We start from the raw sequence: 21,786 nt of genomic DNA, 5'->3' as shown, positions 1-21,786 counted from the left end.
AAAGAGGCAGGAAAATGGAAATAACAAAAATTTTATCTTTACAAGGAATTCTATTTCTTCTTATGATGATAGGAATAGTAGCTAAAAGGAAAGGAATATTAAATGATGCTGGAAGAGCAGTCCTTACAGATTTACTGATATATATTTTTTTACCAGCTATGATAACAAATTCTTTCAGAGTGAAATTTGATTATGAAATATTAATAAGATTTTTGGTAATAATTACATTTGCTTTTGCAGCACAGTTTATTAGCATGTTTTTAGCAGAAATTCTATATAGAAATCAACCAGAAGGAAGAAAAAAGGTTCTTAAATATGCAACTGTTTCTTCAAATGCTGGTTTTATGGGACTGGCAGTAGTTGAGGGAGTATATGAGTCAGCAGGGCTTATGTATGGTTCAGTATGTCTTATTCCTCAAAGGATAGTGATGTGGTCTGCAGGAATTTCATGTTTTACTTCATCAGGAAGTAAAAAAGAAATTTTTAAGAGAGTGGCTCTTCATCCTTGTATAATAGCTGTATATGTAGGTTTAGTATTGATGTTTTTTCAAATTCCGTTGCCTGTTTTTTTAGATAAAACTTTAAGAAGTGTTGGTGGCTGTACAACAAGTATTTCCATGATTTTAATAGGAAGTATTTTAGGTGAAATAAAGGATATAAAATCAGTTATTTCTAAAACAGTGCTTTATTATTCTTTTGTAAGACTTATTTTAATTCCTTTGATAGTTTTTGCAATGTGCAGAATATGTGGAGTAAATGCTTTGAGTACAGGAATAGAAGTTCTTATAAGTGGAATGCCTGCAGCTAGTACAAGTGCTATTTTAGCTGCAAAATACGATGGGGATTATATTTTTGCAGGAAAATGTATTGTTTGCAGTACAATTTTATCAATAATAACTATACCTTTATGGTGTATGGTACTTTGAAATATTTTTGAGCTCTATTATAAGAAAAACTTAGAGAAGTATTAAAAATAAGAAGTTTACTTAATAATAAAAATTTTATAAAATAATATTGTAAAGACGGACATATGTTCTTATAACTAATTTAAATGTTTTAAAAACAGAATAAATAAATACAAATGTGACAAGATGAATATAAAAGTCAAAAAGGAGAGAAGAATGACACCTAAAGTTATTGAGATGAATGTAATACCAGTAGCTGGTTACGATAGTATGCTTTTAAATCTTAGTGGAGCTCATGGACCATATTTCACAAGAAATATTGTTATTTTAAAGGCAGATAATGGAGAAATTGGAGTTGGAGAAGTTCCAGGAGGAGAAAAAATAAGAAAAACTCTTGAAGATGCAAAATCATTAGTTGTTGGGAAAAGTATAGGAGAATACAAAAATATAGTAAAAAGTATTCATGATGCTTTTATTGACAGAGACTCTTCAGGAAGAGGAACACAAACATTTGACCTTAGAACAACAGTTCATGTAATGACTGCAGTTGAAGCTCCTCTATTAGATCTTATGGGAAAATATTTAAATGTTCCTGTAGCTGCTCTTTTAGGTGAAGGACAACAAAGAGAAAAAGTAAAAGTTTTAGGATATTTATTCTACATAGCTGATAGAAATAAAACAGATTTACCATATTTGTCAGGGGATGACAATTCAGATGAATGGGGAAGAATAAGAAGGGATGAAGCAATGACTCCTGAAAAAATTGTTGCTCTTGCAAAAGCAGCACATGCAAGATATGGATTTGAAGATTTTAAATTAAAAGGTGGAGTTTTAGAAGGAAAAGAAGAAATAAAAGCTATAAAAGCCCTTCATGAAGCATTCCCAGAAGCAAGAATAACTCTTGATCCAAATGGAGCATGGTCTTTAAAAGAAGCAGTTTCTTTATGCAAAGATATGCATGGAATACTTGCTTATGCAGAAGATCCTTGTGGAGCTGAAGATGGTTTCTCAGGAAGAGAGGTTATGTCAGAATTTAGAAAAGCAACAGGACTTCCTACAGCAACAAATATGATTGCAACAGACTGGAGACAAATGCAGCACTCAGTTGCTTTAAACAGTGTTTCTATCCCTCTTGCAGATCCACATTTCTGGACAATGGAAGGTTCAGTAAGAGTAGGACAAATGTGTAATGAGTTTGGACTTACTTGGGGATCTCACTCAAATAACCACTTTGATATATCACTTGCTATGTTCAGCCATGTTGCAGCAGCAGTTCCTGGAAATATAACAGCTATTGATACTCACTGGATTTGGCAAGATGGACAAGATTTAACTAAGAATGCACATAAAATTGTAAATGGAGAAATAACAGTTCCAAGAGACATTCCTGGATTAGGAATAGAAATTGATATGGATAAGATTATGGCAGCTCATAAACTTTATGTGGAAAAAAATCTTGGTGCAAGAGATGACTCAATAGCAATGCAATATTTAATAAAAGACTGGAAATTTGACAATAAAAAACCTTGTCTTGTAAGATAATTTAATAAAAATTTTTGTGTTATAATACCTTTCTGAATTTTAAAATATACAAAGAAAGAACAGCTTTTAAAGCTGTTCTTTCTTTTTGTAATAATAAAAATTTTTTAAAGTAAATGCTAAATCTAAAATTGAAAAATCTTTAAGAGACCTAGGATTATATCCAGTAAGTTTTTCTATTTTGTTAAGTTGATATTGAAGAGTGTTTTTATGCATAAAAAGTTCAGCAGAAGCTTCTTTAATGCTTCCATTATTATTTTTATATGATTTAAAAATTTCATAAAAGAAATTAATCTCATCTTCCTGAAGATTTCCTATTACCTTATTTGTGAATTCATTTATTTTATTTTGTTTTATATTTGAGAGAAGAATTCCAAGATCAAGTTCTGAATACAAAGCATGTGTTTTTTCAGTATCAAAATTTACAATATATTTTAAAGCATTTTTAGCTTCAGAATACGAAATAGTAAAATCTTTTAATGAGCTTACACTTTTTCCTATTCCAAATTTAAAATTAAATTTTAAAGATTCAGATAAATTTTTTTGGATAGCAGAGATAAATTCTTTAATATATTTTTTGTTATCTGAATTGAAAAAAATAATAATTTGATTGGAAGTAACTGAAAAAATATTTTTTTTATTTCTTGCTAGAAAAGTTTCAAGTATTTTATATAAATCGTTATTGTCTTCAAAGACACTGTTAATATTTCCTACAATAACGGTGTAAGGAAAATCAAGAGAAGGATAAAATTCTATATTTTCGTGATTCCCAAAAAGAATGGTTTCAATCATGTTTCTGTTTTGTTCTCTCTTCTTTATGAACAGTTCTTTAAGCCAAGCTTCTTTAACAAGAATTTCTGTCATAGATTTGATAATTTTTCCAAACCTTTCAACATCTTTTCTGTCACCAGTAATTCCTATCACTCCTACAATTTCATTATTAAGATGGACAGGGATATTGATTCCTTTTTTACTTCCTGCATATTCTGTATCACTGTTAATAACTACATCGTTATTAGTTGCTATACATTTTAAAGATGCTTCATGTATTTGTCCTATTCTTTCTCTATCTGTACTTGCAATAATATATCCATCAATATTTATAAAGTTTAAGTCTTGATTTATGATATCTTTCATATCTTTTACAATTTTTAAGGCAAGATCAGTAGGAATATTCATATTTCACCTCTTTAAATAAACTAGGATAAGGTATTAATAATGTTATCTTAGCATAAAATTTTAAAAATCACAAAAAAATATGTTACAAGGAACAAAAAAATATAAAAAATATAAAAAATAATAGTCTGTGTAACATTGAATAGGAGATAAAATTATTCTAAAATAAAGCATAAGAAAAAATCAATTTAGAACACAACAACTAATAAAAATATATGGAGGTAAAAATGAAAGTAGGATTTATCGGATTAGGAATAATGGGAAGACCAATGTGTAAAAATGTTTTAAAAGCAGGATATGAAGTAACTGTTTTTGATTTTAATACAGCAGCTGTTGAAGATTTAGTTTCTTGTGGTGCTAAAGGAGCAAAATCAGGAAAAGAAGTTGGAGAAAACTGTGATGTATTAATTACTATGCTTCCAAATTCACCACATGTAAAAGCAGCTTTATTTAATGAAAATGGAGCAGCTGAAGGATTAAAGGCAGGATCAGTTGTAATAGATATGAGTTCTATAAACCCAGTTGAAAGCCAAAATATTGCAGCTAAATTAAAAGAAATGAATATAGGATTCTTAGATGCACCAGTATCTGGAGGAGAACCAAAAGCTATTGACGGAACTATTTCTGTAATGGTTGGAGGAGATCAAGAATTATTTGATAAATATTATGATTTAATGAAATCTATGGCAGGATCAGTTGTAAGAACAGGAGCAGTTGGTGCAGGAAATACTACAAAACTAGCTAACCAAATGATTGTTGCTGTTAATATTGCAGCTTTAAGTGAAGCATTTGTTCTTTGTGAAAAAGCAGGAGTAGATCCTCAATTAGTTTTTGATGCAATAAAAGGAGGACTTGCAGGAAGTACAGTAATGAATGCAAAAGCTCCAATGATGCTTTCAAGAAACTTTGAACCTGGATTCAGAATAGAACTACATATTAAAGACTTACAAAATGCTCTTGATACATCTCACTCAATCAATGTATCTTTACCATTAACAGCTCAAGTTATGGAAATGATGCAAGCTTTAAAAATAGATGGAAGAGAGAAAAAAGACCACTCAGCATTATTAAATTATTATGAAAAAATTAACAATATAACAGTTGGTAAAAAAGATTAATAATAATTTAATAAAAAGTATAAGAGTTCAGGAGGATTTATAAATGGATTTAAGCTTATTAAAGGGAATATATGTTCCTATTATTACTCCAGTAGATGAAAATGAAAATGTAGATGAAGTAAAATTAAGAAAGCAGGTTAATTTTGTAATAGACGGAGGAGTAAACGGTATTCTTGCACATGGAAGCAACAGTGAATTTTACATGTTTGATGAGGAAGACTATGAAAAAATAACAAGAATAATTCTAGATGAAACTAAAGGAAGAGTTCCTGTAATTATGGGTGTAGGGGCTATAAGAACTTCTAAATGTGTAAAATTAGCTCAGCTTGGTAAAAAATTAGGTGTAGATGGAATAGCACTATTACAGCCTATGTTTTTAAAACCTAATGATGAAGAATTATTTTTACACTACAAAACAGTAGCTGATTCAATAGGAGAAATGCCTTTATTAATTTATAACAATCCAAGAATAGGATATACACTTTCAGGTGATTTAGTAGAAAAACTGGCAAGAGAAGTAAAAAATATAGTAGGAATTAAAGATTCAAGTGGAGATATAAATCAAGTTCTTGAATTTATAAGAAGAACGAGAGATACAGGATTTAAAGTTTTTGGAGGAAAAGATACATTAATTTATTCTTCATTAACAATAGGAGCAGTTGGAGGAGTATGTACAACAGCTAATATATTCCCTGAATTAGTGACATCTATTTATAAAAAATATGCAGAAGGAGATTTGAAAGAATCTTTAGAACTTCAGTTCAAATTAAATCCTGTAAGATTATCAATGGATAAGGCAAGTTTTCCAGTAGCTACAAAGGATATGGCTAATATAAATAAAATGAATGTAGGAGCACCAATAAAACCTAATCTTCCATCAAATGATAATGTTGTAAAATTTATGACAGGAAAAATGGATGAAGCAGGTCTGTTAAAGAGGTAGGCTTATGAAAAAAATGAAAGTTGTTGTTGCTGTAGACTCTTTTAAAGGAAGCGCAACATCAAAAGAAGTTTCTGAATATATTGAAAAAGGAATAAAAAATGTGTTCAGTGATATTTCTGTTAAAAAAGTATCTATTGCTGATGGAGGAGAAGGTACTGTAGAAGCAATAGTAGAATCAGCATATGGGCAATATATGTTTGAGAGAGTTCATGGGCCTCTTGGAGCAGAAGTAAATGCAAAGTATGGGATTCTTAATGGAAAGATTGCTGTTATGGAAATGGCTGAAGCTTCAGGAATAAATCTTGTAAAGCATGAAGAACTTAATCCTTTTTCTGCCAGTACATATGGTGTGGGAGAAGTTTTAAAAGCTATACTTGATAAGGGGATAAGAGATATTTATATTGGAATAGGAGGAAGTGCAACTAATGACGGAGGAGCAGGAATGTTGGCTTCTTTGGGAGCTGAGTTTTATGACTCTGAAGGAAATAAGATTGGATATACTCCTGCAGAATTGAAAAAATTAAAAAGTATAGATTTATCTTCTTTTGATGAAAGAATACAGGAAGCAAAAATTACAGTTCTATCTGATGTTCGTAATCCTTTATGTGGAGAAAATGGAGCATCATATATATTTGGACCTCAAAAAGGAGCAAGTTCAGAAGATGTCAAAGAACTTGACAGTATTTTAAGAAATTATGGAGATATAATAGATAAAATATCTGACAAGAATTATTCATCTCAGCCTGGAAGTGGAGCAGCAGGAGGACTTGGTTTTGCACTTTTAAGTATTTGTAAAGCTGAATTTAAAGAGGGAATAGTTGAAATAATGAATTTAATAAATCTGGAAGATACAATAAAAGATGCAGATTTAGTTATTACAGGGGAAGGAAGAATAGACAATCAATCTGTATATGGAAAAGCTCCTGTAGGAATAGCAAAGCTTGCTAAAAAATATAATATTCCAGTTATTGCTGTTGTAGGGAGTTCAGCAAGAAATCTTGAAGAGATTTATAAAAATGGAATAGATTTAGTTCTAGATATTATTAATGAACCTATGAGCCTTGATAAAGCAATAAAAGATGTAGGAGAGCTTCTTGAATTTGTAGGAGAAAAGGCAATTCGGGCATTTTTAATTGGTAAATAAACTTTAGACAGCTTTAGTAAAAAAGGAACTGTATTATACAGTTCCTTTTTTCTATAGAATTTTTAGAGGAAAAATATATTTTTGAAAGGAGCTGTTGTGAAAAAAATATTAATTACAATACCTATGGAAGAAGAACACAAAAAGAGAATAAATGAAATAGCATTTGATGCAGAAATAAAATATTGTTCTGTAGAAAAAATTACAAAAAAAGATGTATGTGATGCAGAAATAATTTTAGGAAATGTTCCTGTAAACTTTATAAAGGAAAGTATAAATTTAAAGTGGCTACATTTAAATAGTGCAGGGGCAAATAATTATACAGAAAAAGATATATTAAAAGAAGGAACTATTCTTACGAATTCAACAGGAGCATATGGTTTAGCTATTGCAGAGCATATGTTTGCAGTTTTGCTATCGTTGCAGAAAAAAATATATATTTATACAGAAAATCAAAAAGAACATTTATGGAAAGATGAAGGAGAAGTAGTTTCAATATATGGATCTAAAACTTTAGTTGTAGGACTTGGAGATATAGGAAGTGAATTTGCATTAAGAATGAATGCTCTTGGAAGTAAAGTATATGGAATAAGAAAACATAAAGCAGAGAAACCTTTCTATATAGAAAAAATGTATGAGATAGAAGAATTAGAAAAAATCCTTTCTGAATTTGATATAGTAGCTGTTTTCTTGCCAGAAACAAAGGAAACTATAAATCTTTTTGATAAATCAAAATTTATAATTATGAAAAATAGTGTATTTTTTTTAAATGCAGGAAGAGGAAGTACAGTAAATACAAAAGATTTATGTGAGGCATTAAATGAAGGGATAATAAAAGGAGCAGGAATAGATGTTGTAGATATAGAGCCTCTTCCAAAAGAGAGTCCTTTATGGAATGCTAAAAATATATTAATAACTCCTCATGTTTCAGGAGGATATCATCTGAAAGAAACTCTTAAAAGAGTAAGAAATATAGCGATAAGTAATTTAGAGGCTTATTATAAAAATGAACCTATGAAAAATATAGTTGATTTTAAAACAGGATATAAAAAATTTATAGAATAAATGGTTAATAAATAGAAAGGGGAAAAATATGTATAAAAAAATAATATTACCTGATGGAACAGAAATTGGAAATATGGGAATAGGAACATGGTATCTAGGAGATGCTCAGAAAACAAAAGCTGAAGAAATAGCAAGTATAAGATATGCTATTGAAAATGGAGTTACAACAATAGATACAGCAGAGATGTATGGAAATGGGAACAGTGAAATTCTTATAGGGGAAGCTATAAAAGGATATAACAGAGAGAAGTTATTTATAATTTCAAAAGTTCTTCCAAGTAATGCAGGAAGAGGGAGAATATTTCAAGCGTGTGAAAGAACTTTAAAAAGGCTTGGAACAGATTATCTTGATTTATATCTTCTTCATTGGAGAGGGATGATACCTTTTGAAGAAACTATAGAGTGTATGGAAGAGCTAAAAAGAAGAGGAAAAATCCGTAGATGGGGAGTTTCAAATATGGATATAGATGATATGGAAGAAATTTTAGAATGTAGAGATGGAGAAAATTGCTGTGTAAATCAAGTACTATATCATTTAGGTTCAAGAGGGATAGAATATTCATTAAAACCTTTTACAGATAGAAATAATATTCCTACAATAGCATATTGTCCTATTGCTCAGGGAGGAAGATTAAGAAAGAAAATTTTAGATTCTTCTGCAGTGAAAGAAATAGCTGAAAAATATAATATTACACCAATACAAGTTCTTCTTTCTTTTGTTTTACAACAGGATAATATGATAGCAATACCAAAAGCAGCTACTTTAGATCATATGAAAGACAATATAAAATGTCTTGAAATTGAATTTTCAAAAGAGGATATAGAAATATTAAATAAAGAATTTCCTTCTCCTACAAGAAAAATGCCTTTAGATATAGAATAAGAATATGTTAAAAAATGAAAAAATCATACTATAAAATAATTTAGAAAATGAATAATAACTAGGAAAAATATATATACTACTTATATTGACATTGAAATAAATTAGGAGTATAATCTTTCTAAAATTAGTTGCTTGTAGTACAGTAACATTAGTACTAAATAAATGAACTGTGTGTTTATGAGCTTTTAATTTTTAAAGATTATATAAAATGGGAGGCATGTTTATGAAGAAGGCATTAATGGCGATGTTTATGACTGCAATATCAGCAGTAAGTTTTGCGTATCATATTGGAGTTGTTAGTGGAACAGTATCACAGTCAGAAGATTCTTTAAGAGGAGCAGAAGCTGTAATGGCTAAATACGGAGCAGCAGATAAAGGTGGAAAAGTAGTTCATATAACATATCCTGATAACTTTATGCAGGAAATGGAAACTACTATTTCTCAAATAGTTTCCCTTGCAGATGACCCTGAAATGAAAGCAGTAATAATGACAGAAGCAGTTCCAGGAACTGTTGAAGCATTTAGAAGAATAAGAGATAAAAGACCTGACATAATTCTTATGGCAAATACAGCTCATGAAGATCCTGAAATGATAGCAGATGTATCAGACTTAGCACTTTATCCAGATGCTATAGCAAGAGGATATTTAATTGTTAAAGCAGCAAAAGAAATGGGAGCAGATAAATTTGTTCATGTATCATTCCCAAGACATTTAAGTTATGAAATGTTATCAAGAAGAAGAAATATAATGGCTGAAACAGCAAAAGATTTAGGAATGGAATTTATAGATGTTTCTGCACCAGATCCAGTAAGTGATGTTGGAGTAGCAGGAGCTCAACAATATATATTAGAACAAGTACCTAACTGGCTTGCAAAATATGGTAAAAATACAGCATTCTTTGCAACAAATGATGCTCATACTGAACCATTATTAAAAAGAGTAGCTGAAGATGGAGGATATTTTGTAGAAGCTGATTTACCTTCTCCAACAATGGGATATCCAGGTGCTTTAGGAATTGATTTCAGTGACAGTGAAAAAGGAAATTGGCCAGCAATTCTTAAAAAAGTTGAAAAAGTTGTATCAGATAAAGGTGCAGCAGGAAGAATGGGAACATGGGCTTATTCATATAACTTTAGTGTTGCTCAGGCAATGGGAGATCATGCAGTTAATGTAATAGAAGGAAAATGCGATGTATTAGATTTTGATGCAGTAATGGAAACATTAAAATCAAATACTCCTGGTGCAGGATGGAACGGAAGTTATTTAGTAGATGTAAATGGTGTTGAAAGAGATAACTATATTCTTATTTATCAAGATACTTATGTATTTGGAAAAGGATATTTACATATGACAGATGTAAAGGTTCCTGAAAAATATTTTGATATCAGATAATAAATAGGAAGTATTTAAAATTTGAATAGTTAATAAAAAGAGGTTATGAATATTTTATTCTTTAGAATAAATTTCATAAATAGTCACAAAGTGCATAAATATATGCACTTTGTGCCTCCCCAAAATTATCCTAAAAATAAAACAATTTTTTATTAAAAAAGTTGTTGAAAACCCTGACAAAATTTATTGACACTAATGTTTCTTAGGAGTATAATCAAAACATTATACAAAATAAATACTGGAAGTGTTATACATTTATGATAAGAATGATGTCAGGAAGTAAAGGACATTTCTAAGGTATTTTTCGGGAGGGCATTTTTTATGAAAAAAATATTTGTTGGAATTTTAATGTTTATGCTTTCAGCATTAACTTTCGCAGCTGACTATCACATAGGTATAGTAAGTGGAACAGTATCACAGTCAGAAGATTCTTTAAGAGGAGCAGAGGCTGTAATGGCTAAATATGGAGCAGCAGATAAAGGTGGAATGGTTGTTCATGTTACATATCCTGATAACTTTATGCAGGAAATGGAAACAACAATTTCTCAAATAGCATCTCTTGCAGATGATCCTAAGATGAAAGCTGTTGTTATGACAGAAGCTATTCCTGGTACAGTAGAAGCATTTAGAAGAATAAGAGCTCAAAGACCAGATATTCTTCTTATTGCAAATACAGCTCATGAAGATCCTGATATGATAGCAGATGTTGCAGATTTAGCACTTTATCCAGATGATATTATCAGAGGATATACAATAGTAAAAGCTGCAAATATGATGGGAGCTACTAAATTTATGCATATATCATTCCCAAGACACTTAAGCTATGAACTTCTTTCAAGAAGAAGAAATATAATGGCTGCAGTGGCAAAAGATTTAGGAATGGAATTTATAGACACTTCTGCACCAGATCCAGTAAGTGATGTTGGAGTAGCAGGAGCTCAACAATATATATTAGAACAAGTACCTAACTGGCTTGAAAAATATGGTAAAGATATAGCATTCTTTGCAACAAATGATGCTCATACTGAACCACTATTAAAAAGAATAGCTGAAGAAGGAGGATATTTTGTTGAGGCAGATATGCCTTCTCCAACAATTGGATATCCAGGTGCTTTAGGAATAAAATTTGATGATTCTGAAAAAGGAAACTGGCCAGCAATCCTTAAAAAAGTAGAAAAAGCAGTTGTTGATAAAGGCGCAGCAGGAAGAATGGGAACATGGGCTTATTCATATAACTTTAGTACTGCAACAGCTCTTGGAGATCATGCAGTTAATGTTATAGAAGGAAAATGCGACATTCTTGACTTTGATGCAATAATGTCTGCTTTACAAAACAGTACATCAGGAGCTGGTTGGAACGGAAACTACTTAGTAGATGCAGATGGTGTTGAGAGAGAGAACTATATCCTTATTTATCAAGATACTTATGTGTTTGGTAAAGGATATTTACATATGACAGACTTAGAGGTACCTAAGAAATATCTTGACATTCAATAGTAATGTAAAAGAGGGTAGTTTTTAAACTACCCTTTTTATTAATATGAAAGGTGGGAATTGATGGAAAATATATTGTTAGAAATAAGAAACCTATCAAAATCTTTCGGAGAGAATACAGTTCTGAAAGATATAAACCTTGAAATAAAAGAGGGTGAAGTAATAGGGTTAGTAGGAGAAAATGGTGCCGGAAAGTCTACTCTTATGAAGATTATTTTCGGAATGCCTGTTATAAAAGAAACAGGTGGCTACAACGGAGAAGTCAAAGTAAATGGTAAGGTTGTAAATTTTAACAGTCCTTTTGATGCTCTTGCAGCAGGAATAGGAATGGTTCACCAAGAATTTTCTCTTATACCTGGATTTAAAGCTAGTGAAAATATAGTACTTAATAGAGAAACAACAAAAGCAAGTCTTTTAGAACTTCTTTTTGGTGAAAGAATAAGAGTTATTGATGGAAAAACAATAAAACAAAGATCAAAAGATGCAATTGGACATTTAGGTGTAACAATAGATGAAGAGCAATATGTTGAACAGATGCCAGTTGCTCATATGCAGTTTACAGAAATAGCAAGAGAAATAGAAAGAGAACATACAAAACTTCTTGTTCTTGATGAACCTACAGCTGTTCTTACAGAAAGTGAAGCAGAAGTTCTTGTTCAGACAATAAAAAGACTATCAGAAAAAGGGATAGCAGTAATCTTTATTACTCACAGACTTGATGAAATAATAGCTGCTTGTGATAAAGTAGTTGTTCTTAGAGATGGAGTAATGATAAATGCAGTTCCTACAAAAGATACAAATGTAGATGAAATTACTCAATGGATGATAGGAAGAAAAATAGAAAGCAGTGAATCAGAAAATATTAAAGAAAATAAAGCAGATGATAAAGATATTATCCTTGACATAAAAAATCTTTCTGTAGATATGCCTGGAGAGGCAGTAAAAAATCTTAATCTAAAAGTAAGAAGAGGGGAAATACTTGGTCTTGGAGGTATGGCAGGGCAAGGTAAAATAGGAGTGGCCAATGGTGTAATGGGACTTTATCTTACAACAGGAGAAGTTTTATTTAATGGAAATCCTATAAAAATAAATGATCCTGCAGATCCACTAAAAAAAGGATTATTTTTTATGTCAGAAGATAGAAAAGGAGTAGGTCTTCTTCTTGATAAGTCAATAGAAATGAATATAGCTTATCCTGCAATTCAGATTAAAGAGCAGTTTTTAAAATCTTTTGCAGGTTTTGTAAAATATCAGGATAATGAAGCTATAAAAGAAAATGCTAAAAAATATATAAAAACTCTTGAAATAAAATGTATGGGAGAAGAGCAAAGAGTACAGGAGTTAAGTGGAGGAAATCAGCAGAAAGTATGTCTTGCAAAAGCCTTTACAATGGAACCAGAACTTTTATTTGTATCTGAACCTACAAGAGGTATAGATGTTGGAGCAAAAAAATTAGTTCTTGATTTCTTAAAACAATATAATAAAGAAAAAGGAGTAACAATAGTTATTACTTCTTCAGAAGTAGAAGAATTAAGATCTGTATGTGATAGAATAGCTATTATAAATGAAGGAAAAGTAGCCGGAATATTACCTCCACAGGCTGACATACTTGAATTCGGTAAATATATGGTAGGAGTAGGAGGAAACAGCAATGACTAGTATAAAAAAGACAATACAAAATATGGGTTGGCCTAGAATTATAATAGGACTTTTCCTTTTACTAATGTATATTTCTTGCCCTTTTATTGGTCTTAATTTAAAAGCGGCAATAAGTGATACAATTATAAGATTTGGAATGAATGTTGTTTTAGTTTTATCTCTTGTGCCTATGATTCAGGCTGGGACAGGACTGAACTTTGGTATGCCTTTAGGAGTTGAAGCAGGCCTTCTTGGAGCAGTAATAAGTATAGAATTAGGACTTACAGGTTTGGCAGGATTCTTTGGAGCAATTTTAATTTCAATACCTTTTGCAGTTATTTTTGGATGGCTTTATGGAGCAATTCTTAATAAAGTAAAAGGTGGAGAAATGATGATAGCAACATATATAGGATTCTCATCAGTTGCTATTATGTGTATAATGTGGCTTATACTTCCGTTTAAAAGTCAAGATATGATATGGGCTTATGGAGGAGAAGGACTTCGTACAACAATTAGTGTTGAAAATTATTGGCATAAAATATTAGAAGTTGGAAATACAGGACTTCCTTTTGGGGAAATAGTGATGTTTGCTGTTCTTGGATTTATAATCTGGGTATTTTTTAGAACAAAAGGTGGACTTGCAATGAAAGCTGTAGGTGCAAATGAAAAGTTTGCAAGAGCTACAGGAATAGATATAGATAAAGTAAGAATAAAATCAGTTGTATTATCAAGTGTTCTTGCTGCTGTTGGAATTATAATTTATCAACAGAGCTTCGGATTTATTCAGCTTTATTTAGCACCTTTCTACATGGCATTCCCTGCTATTGCAGCAATACTTATAGGAGGAGCTTCAGTTAATAAAGCAACTATTGTAAATGTAATAATAGGAACATTCCTTTTCCAAGGAATACTTACAATGACTCCAAGTGTTGTTAATGGAATTATTAAAACAGATATGTCAGAAACAATAAGAATAATTGTATCAAATGGAATGATACTTTATGCTCTTACTAGAAAGGGGGAACTATAAAATGAACAACAATTTAAAAAACACATTAATAAATAATATAGTACCTATATTAATATTAATAATAATAGCTTTTTGTTTCCCATTGTCAGGGCTTAGTGTAACATATACAATTCAGGAAATGATACTTAGACTTTCAAGAAACCTATTTCTTGTTCTTTCACTTCTTATTCCTATTATTGCAGGAATGGGACTTAATTTTGGTATAGTTCTTGGAGCTATGGCAGGTCAAATTGCTCTTGTGCTTATAACAGACTGGCAGATTGTAGGAATGCAAGGAGTTCTTCTTGCAGCAATAATTTCTGTACCTGTTTCTATTCTTCTTGGAATAATGAGTGGTATGATACTTAACAGAGCTAAAGGAAGAGAAATGATAACATCTATGATATTAGGATTCTTCATAAATGGTGTTTATCAATTAGTTGTCCTTTACGGAATGGGAAAAGTAATTCCAATAACAAATAATAAACTTGTTCTTTCAAGAGGATATGGAATAAGAAATGCCATAGACCTTAAAGATGTAAGAAAAGTTTTAGATTCAGTTTTTGCTATAAAAATAGGTGAAATTGAAATACCTGTATTTGTTTTCTTAATAGTTGCAGCACTTGCATGGTTTACTGTGTGGTTTAGAAAAACAAAATTAGGTCAGGATATGAAAGCTATAGGTCAGGATATGGAAGTTTCTAAAACGGCAGGAATTGATGTTGAGAAAACAAGAATAATTGCTATTGTTATTTCAACTGTGCTTGCTGGATTTGGTCAAATAATTTATCTTCAAAATATAGGAACAATGAATACTTATAACAGCCACGAACAGATAGGAATGTTCTCTATAGCAGCTCTTCTTGTAGGTGGAGCAAGTGCATCAAAAGCAACTATATTAAATGCTATAAGTGGTATTTTCCTTTTCCATATGCTATTTATTGTTTCACCTATGGCAGGTAAAGAGCTTATGGGTTCTGCACAGATAGGTGAATACTTTAGAGTATTTGTTTCTTATGGAGTAATAGCTCTTACTCTTGTTCTTCATCAATGGAGAAGAGAGAAAGAAAAAGAAGAACAAAGAAGAAGACTTATGGCAGAGAGAACAGCTCAAACAGAGGGTGGTGATAAGTAATGAAAAGAATTTTAAGCTGGGTAGTGGTAATGGCAGCTGTAATAGTATTGTCTGTAATTCTTTTTGTTACAGGAAAACAGCACAAAGTTATGCTTATAAATGGTGAAAACGGAGCAGAAGTTCCTGCAAGAGTAGCTTATATAGTTGATGGACAGAATGCAGATAAACCAAAAAGTATAAGGGCAAATAAAAAAGGTGTTGTTTATGTAAAAGGTATAAATCATAAAATAACAATTAGATTTAAAGATGCTAATGGACAAAATCAAGAAATAACTAAAAATTTTAAAACAAAATTATCTCAGGAAGAAATAATAGATTTTGCAGGAATTATTAGTGGAGCAGAAAATTGGATTATTTATAAAGATAGTGAGGCTGAAACTGCAGAAGAAGAATAAAAAATAAACAAATAAAAATATGAGAGTGATTAAAAGAAGAGCTGAAAAAATAAGTTTATTCTTTTAATAATCACTCTCTTTTTTGTTTATAAAGAAGTATATAAAATGTATAGAAATGGTAAAAAAATAATCTGTAAAAAATTGATCAATTATCAGAAAATCTTTATTTTAAATATTTAACATTAAGTGATAAAAAAATAAACATTATAACTTAAAATAGCATAAAAAACATGGAATATATATAAAATATATTTTAAAAATATTAAATTTTGGATTATAATTAGAATATAATAATGTGAAAAAAATTTTTTTGGAAGATTAATAAAATAAAAATAACAAAGATTAACCTTAAAGTGATAAATAATTAATCATAATTTTGTAAATTGTAAGTAAGGGCTTGACTTAATAGCTCTGTAAAAGTATAACTATATTATGAGTGTATTAAAAAATCTTTTAAAATAAAAATAACTATGAGAGGCAAAGCGGAATCAGAAAGCTTTTTCATAGTATCTCAAAGGAGGTTATTATGGATTTTATAACATATGAGCAAGAAGGATTTGTAGGAGTAATTACTATAAACAGACCAAAAGCTCTTAACGCTCTTAACAGCGGAGTTCTTGATGAATTAAATGCTTGTTTAGATGCAATTGATTTAGAAACAACTAGAGCACTTGTTTTAACAGGAGCAGGTGAAAAATCATTTGTTGCAGGTGCTGACATTGCAGAAATGAGTACATTAACTAAAGCTGAAGGAGAAGCTTTCGGAAAAAAAGGAAATGATGTTTTCAGAAAACTAGAAACTTTCCCTATTCCAGTTATCGCAGCAGTAAATGGATTTGCTCTTGGTGGAGGATGCGAAATAGCTATGAGCTGTGACATAAGAATATGTTCTGACAATGCTCTTTTTGGACAACCTGAAGTAGGTTTAGGAATCACTCCAGGATTTGGAGGAACTCAAAGACTTGCAAGACTTATCGGAGCAGGAAAAGCTAAAGAAATGATTTATGCATGTACTAATGTAAAAGCTGAAGAAGCTAAAGCACTAGGATTAGTAAATGCTGTTTACACTCAAGAAGAATTACTTCCAGCTGCTAAAAAATTAGCAGGAAAAATAGCTAAAAATGCCCCTATCGCAGTAAAAGCATGTAAAAAAGCTATAAATGATGGATTAGATGCTCCAATGGATGAAGCAATAGTAATAGAAGAAAAATTATTTGGAAGCTGTTTTGAAACAGAAGACCAAAGAGAAGGTATGGGAGCTTTCTTAGAAAAAAGAAAAGTTGAAGGATTCAAAAATAGATAATAAATTTTATAATAATAAATTATAAACAAAATAAAAAATCTCAAAGAGAATTTAATAACTAAAAATTTCAGGAGGAATGAAAATGAAAGTAGGTATTATCGGAGCAGGTACAATGGGATCAGGAATTGCACAAGCGTTCGCACAAACAGCTGGATATGAAGTATGTTTATGTGACATCAATGAGCAATTCGCAGCAAACGGAAAAGCTAAAATAGCTAAAGGATTTGAAAAAAGAATAGCTAAAGGAAAAATGGAACAAGCTGCAGCTGATGAAATATTAGCAAAAATCACTACAGGAACTAAAGAAATCTGTGGAGACTGCGACTTAATAATTGAAGCTGCAATAGAAAATATGGAAATTAAAAAACAAACATTCAAAGAATTACAAGATATTTGTAAACCTGAAGCAATGTTTGCAACAAACACTTCATCTCTTTCAATAACTGAAATCGGTGCAGGACTTGACAGACCAGTTATCGGAATGCACTTCTTCAACCCAGCTCCAGTTATGAAACTTGTAGAAGTTATCGCAGGACTTAATACTCCAGCTGAAATGGTTGAAAAAATAAAAGCTATATCTGAAGAAATAGGAAAAGTTCCTGTTCAAGTAGAAGAAGCTGCTGGATTCGTAGTAAATAGAATCTTAATCCCTATGATCAACGAAGCTGTAGGAATCTACGCTGACGGTGTTGCATCAGTTGAAGGTATTGATGCTGCAATGAAACTTGGAGCTAACCATCCAATGGGACCATTAGCATTAGGAGACTTAATAGGACTAGATGTATGTCTTGCTATTATGGAAGTTCTATATGCTGAAATGGGAGACAGCAAATACAGACCTCATCCATTATTAAGAAAAATGGTTAGAGGAAAACAACTAGGAATGAAAACTGGTAAAGGATTCTACGATTATTCTAAATAAGAATAAATCTGAAAATCAAAGATTAATAGATTGAAAATTAAAGCCTGTGAGAAATCACAGGCTTTTTGTTATAGATAAAAAGACTTATGAGAAATTCATAAAGAAAAAATAGAATAAAGATATTAATATGATATTTTAATATAGAAGTAATTATGATTATAAAAGTGGTATGATGATTTAGTAAGAATGCAGTTTAAAATTTAATATAAACAAAAAGAGAGATCTTAAATCTCTCTTTTTGTTTCATTTCATTTTATTATTGAAAGGTTGGTTAGGTAACTTTTAATTATCTTTCTTGCATGTTTTTTACAGAAGAAAGAGTTAATCCTTTTACTTGTTCTTCTGTTGGTTTTCCAGTTACAAATGAAGCTATTAAAGAAACTAGAACACTTCCTCCTATGATTAAGAAAGAAATCATAAATTCAAATACTTTTGGTTGAACATATCCAGGAATTACAGCAGCAGCCATTCCCATTGGATTAGTTAAGTATACAGCTATTAAGATAGAAGCGATGAATCCAAACCATACAGCTTTAGTGTTAACTTTATCAAAGAAAATACCAACTAAGAATACCCCTGCTATAGGTCCTCCAAGTAATCCAGTGATAGCTTGGAAATATAAGAACATATCTCCTTGACCAGCATATAAGAAATGAACAGCAAGAATTGTACTTAAGATTCCAACTATCCAGCTTGATCCTTTTGCAAAGTTTAGTTTTTGTTTATCTGTCATATCAGGTCTTAATTGTTCTAATATATCAGCAGTCATACAAGTAGAAACAGAGTTTAAGCTTGAAGAAACTGTAGACTGAGCAGCAGCAAATATTGCAGCAAGAACTAATCCTGAAACTCCTGTAGGGATATATTGGATAACGAAATATGGTAATATTGCATTTCCGTTTATATTTGAAGGAAGCTGAGCTTTATATTTAAAGAAGATATATAATGCAGAACCCATTCCAACAAAGATAAATATACTTGTTAAAAGAAGAGGGATATTCATAAATAAACTTTTCTTAGCTTCTTGTTCATTTTTAGTTGTATTATATCTTTGAACAATATCTTGGCTTCCAACATATGAGTATATAGAGTTTACAAATCCACCTATAAGCATTGTCCAAATACTAATTTTAGCAAGATCCATACTGAAGAAATCTTTATTAAGAAGAAGTCCTCCTTCAGAAAGAGCTTGGAATCCTTGACCAATTCCTTCAGGAGCTGAAGTAAATCCAGTTATTATGATAAGGAAAGCTCCAACAAGAAGAACGATTGTTTGTATAGCATCAGACCAAAGAACTGCTTCAATACCTCCCATAGATGTATAAGCAACACAGAATACAGCAACTCCTACTGTTAAAACAACAGGGTTAAGTGATGGAAGAGCATGCTGTAAAGCAAGTGTTGGTAAATAAAGAACTATAGCCATTCTTACAATATGGAAAAGAATAAAAGCTAAACTTCCTATTAATCTAAATTTGTTATCAAATCTTTTTCCAAGATATTCGTAGGCTGTTGTAACATTAACTCTTCTGAAGAAAGGAACGAATACAACAGCAGCAACCCATACTATAGGAATGATTCCTAAAGGAGCCATACCAAGAAGCCAACCTTTACTGAAAACAGAAGCAGGTATAGCTATGAAAGATATAGAAGAAAGTGCAGTTGCATAAATACTACATGCAGTTACCCATGAAGGAACTCTTCCACCAGCTTTGAAATAATCCTCTGTAGAATTAGCTCTTTTTGAAAAATAAACTCCAACCATAAACATTCCGAAGAAATAAAGTAAAATTACAACCCAGTTAAACCAATGCCAAGCCATTTGAAACCTCCTAAGAATAAATTTATAAATTTTAAAATTTGTTTTGTTCGCGAGAACATTTATTTTCTAATTAATAATAAATTATTTTTCATGATTTGTCAATAAACTATTTTAAAACATATGTACTGAAATTAGAAATAATGGTTTAAAAAAATTATAAGAATATAGAAAAATAAGGATTTTAATGACGAAAAAAATATATGAAATCTTTTTTATGTATTAAAAAAATTTTTTTATTTCTATAGTTTTACAATATGAAAAAATTTAAACATACATATGTAATTAAAATATAAAAAAATAAAGTATAAAAAATTATTCACTAGTTTTTCATGAAAGAATTTTTAAATTTTTTGAAAATTTTTTTATAAAAAATATAAGCTGACTAAGAAACCATCAATAATTACATCATATATTTAGTTTGTATTTAAAATTAAGTGTTCAAAAAAAATAAAAAATGTTGACAAAGAGTAAAAAAATATATATATTATCATTAATGAACGCGAGCACATTTTCAAAAAATTAAAATCTTTTATTAAAACAATGGAAAAGTCAGGAGGAGCTATGAAAAAATTTGTTTTTGCTGCAATAGTATCTGCATTAGTTTTAGGAGGATGTTCTTCAACAGGTGTAAAAAATCCAGGAGTAGAAAGAAAAATTACATGGGAACATGCAGGAAATCTTCCAGCACAGAAAGGATTTGAAAAAAATATAGGAGTTGCTGGAGTTTTATCTGGTGTTCTTGAAGGAAAATATGTATTGGTAGGTGGAGGGGCAAACTTCCCTTATGCACCAACAGCTCAAGGAGGAGCAAAGAAACTATATTCTGATGTTTATTTATTACAAGAAAAAGGAGATAAACTTGAAGTTGTACAGCGTATGAATCTTGATAATGAAATAGGATATGGTTCTTCTGTAACAGTAAAAGATGGAGTTTATTATGTAGGAGGTTCATCTAATCCTGAAGCAGACAATGACATTCTTTTCTTTAACATGAATGAAGGAAAATTAACTGTTAAAAAAGTAGGAGATCTTCCATTTACACTACAAAATGGTGTAGCAGTTGAAAAAGATGGAAAATTATATATTTTAACAGGAAAACAAAATGGTGCAGCTAGTGATAAAATGTATTCTTATAATTTAGCAACAGGAGAGACAAAAGAATTAGCATCTGTGCCAGGAGGTCCAAGAACTCAAGCTGTAGGACAAATTCTTAATGGAGAATTATATGTATTCAGTGGAGGAACTTCAATAGCTTATACAGATGGATATAAATATAATTTTAAAACAAATACATGGACAGAAGTAGCTTCTGTAGAGTTAGACGGAGAAGGAATTTCTCTTATTGGAGCAAATTCTGTTAAATTAAATGATAAAGAAATGATGGTAATCGGAGGATTTAATAAGGCAGTATGGGATGATGCAAATAAAAATCTTGGAAGCCTTAAAGGTAAAAAATTAGATGAATATAAGGCAGCTTATTTTGGTGCAGATCCTGCTGAATTTAACTGGAATAGAAATATATTAGTATATAATGCTGAAACAAATACTTGGTCAACAATGGGAGAAATTACATTTGATGCTCCTTGTGGTGCAGGCCTTTCTGTAATAGGAAATAAAGTCTTTTCAATAAATGGAGAAATAAAACCTGGTGTAAGAACAGACAGAATGTATACTGGTACTTTATTAAAAAAATAATAAGTAACTAAAAAAGAAACACAGAAGCTGAAAGCATAATTTTAGGTAGTAACTTATGTTTTCAGCTGTATTTCTTTTTAAAAATACAGATTATTTTTTGGATTTCCAGTTGGATTTTGATAATATTATACACCTTAAAATTCCTTGTAAGCTCTTAAAACCATTGACAAATAACAAAAGACAAGGTATAGTTTACTCGTAGGGTTTGTA

General features: G+C 30.6%; 18 protein-coding genes. 16 read left to right on the top strand and 2 right to left on the bottom strand.

Going from position 1 to position 21,786, the window contains the following annotated elements; genetic code table 11:
• Positions 1-14 precede the first annotated feature (14 nt).
• Together I6E17_RS05410 and I6E17_RS05405 are read left to right on the top strand one after the other, a co-directional pair.
• Complete coding sequence (locus I6E17_RS05410; RefSeq protein ID WP_235236069.1) at positions 15-926, top strand: AEC family transporter; 912 nt, start codon at positions 15-17, stop codon at positions 924-926.
• A gap of 195 nt (positions 927-1,121) precedes the next feature.
• Positions 1,122-2,447, top strand: a complete 1,326-nt coding sequence (locus I6E17_RS05405) for an enolase C-terminal domain-like protein (RefSeq protein ID WP_235236068.1) — start codon at positions 1,122-1,124, stop codon at positions 2,445-2,447.
• A gap of 66 nt (positions 2,448-2,513) precedes the next feature.
• Here I6E17_RS05405 and I6E17_RS05400 read toward each other — a convergent pair whose 3' ends face one another.
• A complete protein-coding gene (locus tag I6E17_RS05400; RefSeq protein ID WP_235236066.1) occupies positions 2,514-3,623 on the bottom strand; it encodes a CdaR family transcriptional regulator in 1,110 nt (369 codons plus the stop codon).
• Between the two features lie 224 nt (positions 3,624-3,847).
• Between I6E17_RS05400 and garR the strand changes: the two genes are divergently transcribed.
• From garR to I6E17_RS05335, 13 genes are all read left to right on the top strand, one after another.
• Entirely contained in the window at positions 3,848-4,738 is an 891-nt protein-coding gene (garR, locus tag I6E17_RS05395; protein WP_328225725.1) for a 2-hydroxy-3-oxopropionate reductase, read from the top strand.
• Between the two features lie 43 nt (positions 4,739-4,781).
• Entirely contained in the window at positions 4,782-5,681 is a 900-nt protein-coding gene (locus I6E17_RS05390; protein ID WP_235236062.1) for a dihydrodipicolinate synthase family protein, read from the top strand.
• A gap of 4 nt (positions 5,682-5,685) precedes the next feature.
• Complete coding sequence (locus I6E17_RS05385) at positions 5,686-6,825, top strand: glycerate kinase (RefSeq protein ID WP_235236060.1); 1,140 nt, start codon at positions 5,686-5,688, stop codon at positions 6,823-6,825.
• A 96-nt stretch (positions 6,826-6,921) separates the two neighbouring features.
• Positions 6,922-7,887 carry a D-2-hydroxyacid dehydrogenase gene (locus tag I6E17_RS05380; protein ID WP_235236059.1) on the top strand — a complete coding sequence of 322 codons (966 nt, stop codon included), beginning with the start codon at positions 6,922-6,924 and terminating at the stop codon, positions 7,885-7,887.
• Positions 7,888-7,915: 28 nt separating this feature from the next.
• A complete protein-coding gene (locus I6E17_RS05375) occupies positions 7,916-8,770 on the top strand; it encodes an aldo/keto reductase (RefSeq protein ID WP_235236057.1) in 855 nt (284 codons plus the stop codon).
• 223 nt (positions 8,771-8,993) lie between these two features.
• Positions 8,994-10,163 carry a DUF3798 domain-containing protein gene (locus I6E17_RS05370; protein WP_235236055.1) on the top strand — a complete coding sequence of 390 codons (1,170 nt, stop codon included), beginning with the start codon at positions 8,994-8,996 and terminating at the stop codon, positions 10,161-10,163.
• A gap of 321 nt (positions 10,164-10,484) precedes the next feature.
• On the top strand, positions 10,485-11,660 hold the full coding sequence (locus I6E17_RS05365; RefSeq protein WP_235236053.1) for a DUF3798 domain-containing protein: 1,176 nt from the start codon (positions 10,485-10,487) through the stop codon (positions 11,658-11,660).
• 60 nt (positions 11,661-11,720) lie between these two features.
• Complete coding sequence (locus I6E17_RS05360; RefSeq protein WP_235236051.1) at positions 11,721-13,316, top strand: sugar ABC transporter ATP-binding protein; 1,596 nt, start codon at positions 11,721-11,723, stop codon at positions 13,314-13,316.
• Positions 13,309-14,325, top strand: a complete 1,017-nt coding sequence (locus tag I6E17_RS05355; protein WP_235236049.1) for an ABC transporter permease subunit — start codon at positions 13,309-13,311, stop codon at positions 14,323-14,325. The genes I6E17_RS05360 and I6E17_RS05355 overlap by 8 nt, the downstream gene beginning before the upstream one ends.
• Position 14,326: 1 nt before the next feature.
• The gene (locus I6E17_RS05350) at positions 14,327-15,439 is read left to right on the top strand and encodes an ABC transporter permease (RefSeq protein WP_235236047.1); all 1,113 of its coding nucleotides are present in this window, start codon (positions 14,327-14,329) and stop codon (positions 15,437-15,439) included.
• Positions 15,439-15,834 (top strand): DUF6672 family protein, encoded by a 396-nt coding sequence (locus I6E17_RS05345; RefSeq protein WP_235236045.1) that lies wholly within the window; start codon positions 15,439-15,441, stop codon positions 15,832-15,834. The genes I6E17_RS05350 and I6E17_RS05345 overlap by 1 nt, the downstream gene beginning before the upstream one ends.
• 526 nt (positions 15,835-16,360) lie before the next feature.
• Positions 16,361-17,137: an enoyl-CoA hydratase-related protein gene (locus I6E17_RS05340; protein ID WP_235236043.1), complete on the top strand. Its 777-nt coding sequence runs from the start codon at positions 16,361-16,363 to the stop codon at positions 17,135-17,137.
• Positions 17,138-17,219: 82 nt separating this feature from the next.
• Positions 17,220-18,059, top strand: coding sequence for a 3-hydroxyacyl-CoA dehydrogenase NAD-binding domain-containing protein (locus I6E17_RS05335; protein WP_235236040.1), 840 nt, complete (start codon positions 17,220-17,222; stop codon positions 18,057-18,059).
• Between the two features lie 286 nt (positions 18,060-18,345).
• Here the strand turns inward: I6E17_RS05335 and I6E17_RS05330 are convergent, their stop codons facing one another.
• Positions 18,346-19,881 carry a sodium:solute symporter gene (locus I6E17_RS05330; RefSeq protein WP_235236037.1) on the bottom strand — a complete coding sequence of 512 codons (1,536 nt, stop codon included), beginning with the start codon at positions 19,879-19,881 and terminating at the stop codon, positions 18,346-18,348.
• Between the two features lie 561 nt (positions 19,882-20,442).
• On the opposite strand from I6E17_RS05330, the gene I6E17_RS05325 reads away from it, so the two are divergent.
• Positions 20,443-21,576: a cyclically-permuted mutarotase family protein gene (locus I6E17_RS05325; protein WP_235236035.1), complete on the top strand. Its 1,134-nt coding sequence runs from the start codon at positions 20,443-20,445 to the stop codon at positions 21,574-21,576.
• Positions 21,577-21,786: the final 210 nt, after the last annotated feature.

Origin of the sequence: Fusobacterium perfoetens (assembly GCF_021531595.1) — a bacterium.
GTDB lineage: Bacteria > Fusobacteriota > Fusobacteriia > Fusobacteriales > Fusobacteriaceae > Fusobacterium_B.
The sequence above is the reverse complement of the archived record's forward strand: the minus strand, read 5'-3'. Positions and strand labels throughout refer to the sequence as shown.

Excerpts from the sequence above, each read along its gene's own strand:
- I6E17_RS05410 (WP_235236069.1), top strand. The coding sequence starts at position 15 with ATGGAAATAACAAAAATTTTATCTTTACAAGGAATTCTATTTCTTCTT.
- I6E17_RS05405 (WP_235236068.1), top strand. The coding sequence starts at position 1,122 with ATGACACCTAAAGTTATTGAGATGAATGTAATACCAGTAGCTGGTTAC.
- I6E17_RS05400 (WP_235236066.1), bottom strand. The coding sequence starts at position 3,623 with ATGAATATTCCTACTGATCTTGCCTTAAAAATTGTAAAAGATATGAAA.
- garR (WP_328225725.1), top strand. The coding sequence starts at position 3,848 with ATGAAAGTAGGATTTATCGGATTAGGAATAATGGGAAGACCAATGTGT.
- I6E17_RS05390 (WP_235236062.1), top strand. The coding sequence starts at position 4,782 with ATGGATTTAAGCTTATTAAAGGGAATATATGTTCCTATTATTACTCCA.
- I6E17_RS05385 (WP_235236060.1), top strand. The coding sequence starts at position 5,686 with ATGAAAAAAATGAAAGTTGTTGTTGCTGTAGACTCTTTTAAAGGAAGC.
- I6E17_RS05375 (WP_235236057.1), top strand. The coding sequence starts at position 7,916 with ATGTATAAAAAAATAATATTACCTGATGGAACAGAAATTGGAAATATG.
- I6E17_RS05370 (WP_235236055.1), top strand. The coding sequence starts at position 8,994 with ATGAAGAAGGCATTAATGGCGATGTTTATGACTGCAATATCAGCAGTA.
- I6E17_RS05365 (WP_235236053.1), top strand. The coding sequence starts at position 10,485 with ATGAAAAAAATATTTGTTGGAATTTTAATGTTTATGCTTTCAGCATTA.
- I6E17_RS05360 (WP_235236051.1), top strand. The coding sequence starts at position 11,721 with ATGGAAAATATATTGTTAGAAATAAGAAACCTATCAAAATCTTTCGGA.
- I6E17_RS05355 (WP_235236049.1), top strand. The coding sequence starts at position 13,309 with ATGACTAGTATAAAAAAGACAATACAAAATATGGGTTGGCCTAGAATT.
- I6E17_RS05350 (WP_235236047.1), top strand. The coding sequence starts at position 14,327 with ATGAACAACAATTTAAAAAACACATTAATAAATAATATAGTACCTATA.
- I6E17_RS05345 (WP_235236045.1), top strand. The coding sequence starts at position 15,439 with ATGAAAAGAATTTTAAGCTGGGTAGTGGTAATGGCAGCTGTAATAGTA.
- I6E17_RS05340 (WP_235236043.1), top strand. The coding sequence starts at position 16,361 with ATGGATTTTATAACATATGAGCAAGAAGGATTTGTAGGAGTAATTACT.
- I6E17_RS05335 (WP_235236040.1), top strand. The coding sequence starts at position 17,220 with ATGAAAGTAGGTATTATCGGAGCAGGTACAATGGGATCAGGAATTGCA.
- I6E17_RS05330 (WP_235236037.1), bottom strand. The coding sequence starts at position 19,881 with ATGGCTTGGCATTGGTTTAACTGGGTTGTAATTTTACTTTATTTCTTC.
- I6E17_RS05325 (WP_235236035.1), top strand. The coding sequence starts at position 20,443 with ATGAAAAAATTTGTTTTTGCTGCAATAGTATCTGCATTAGTTTTAGGA.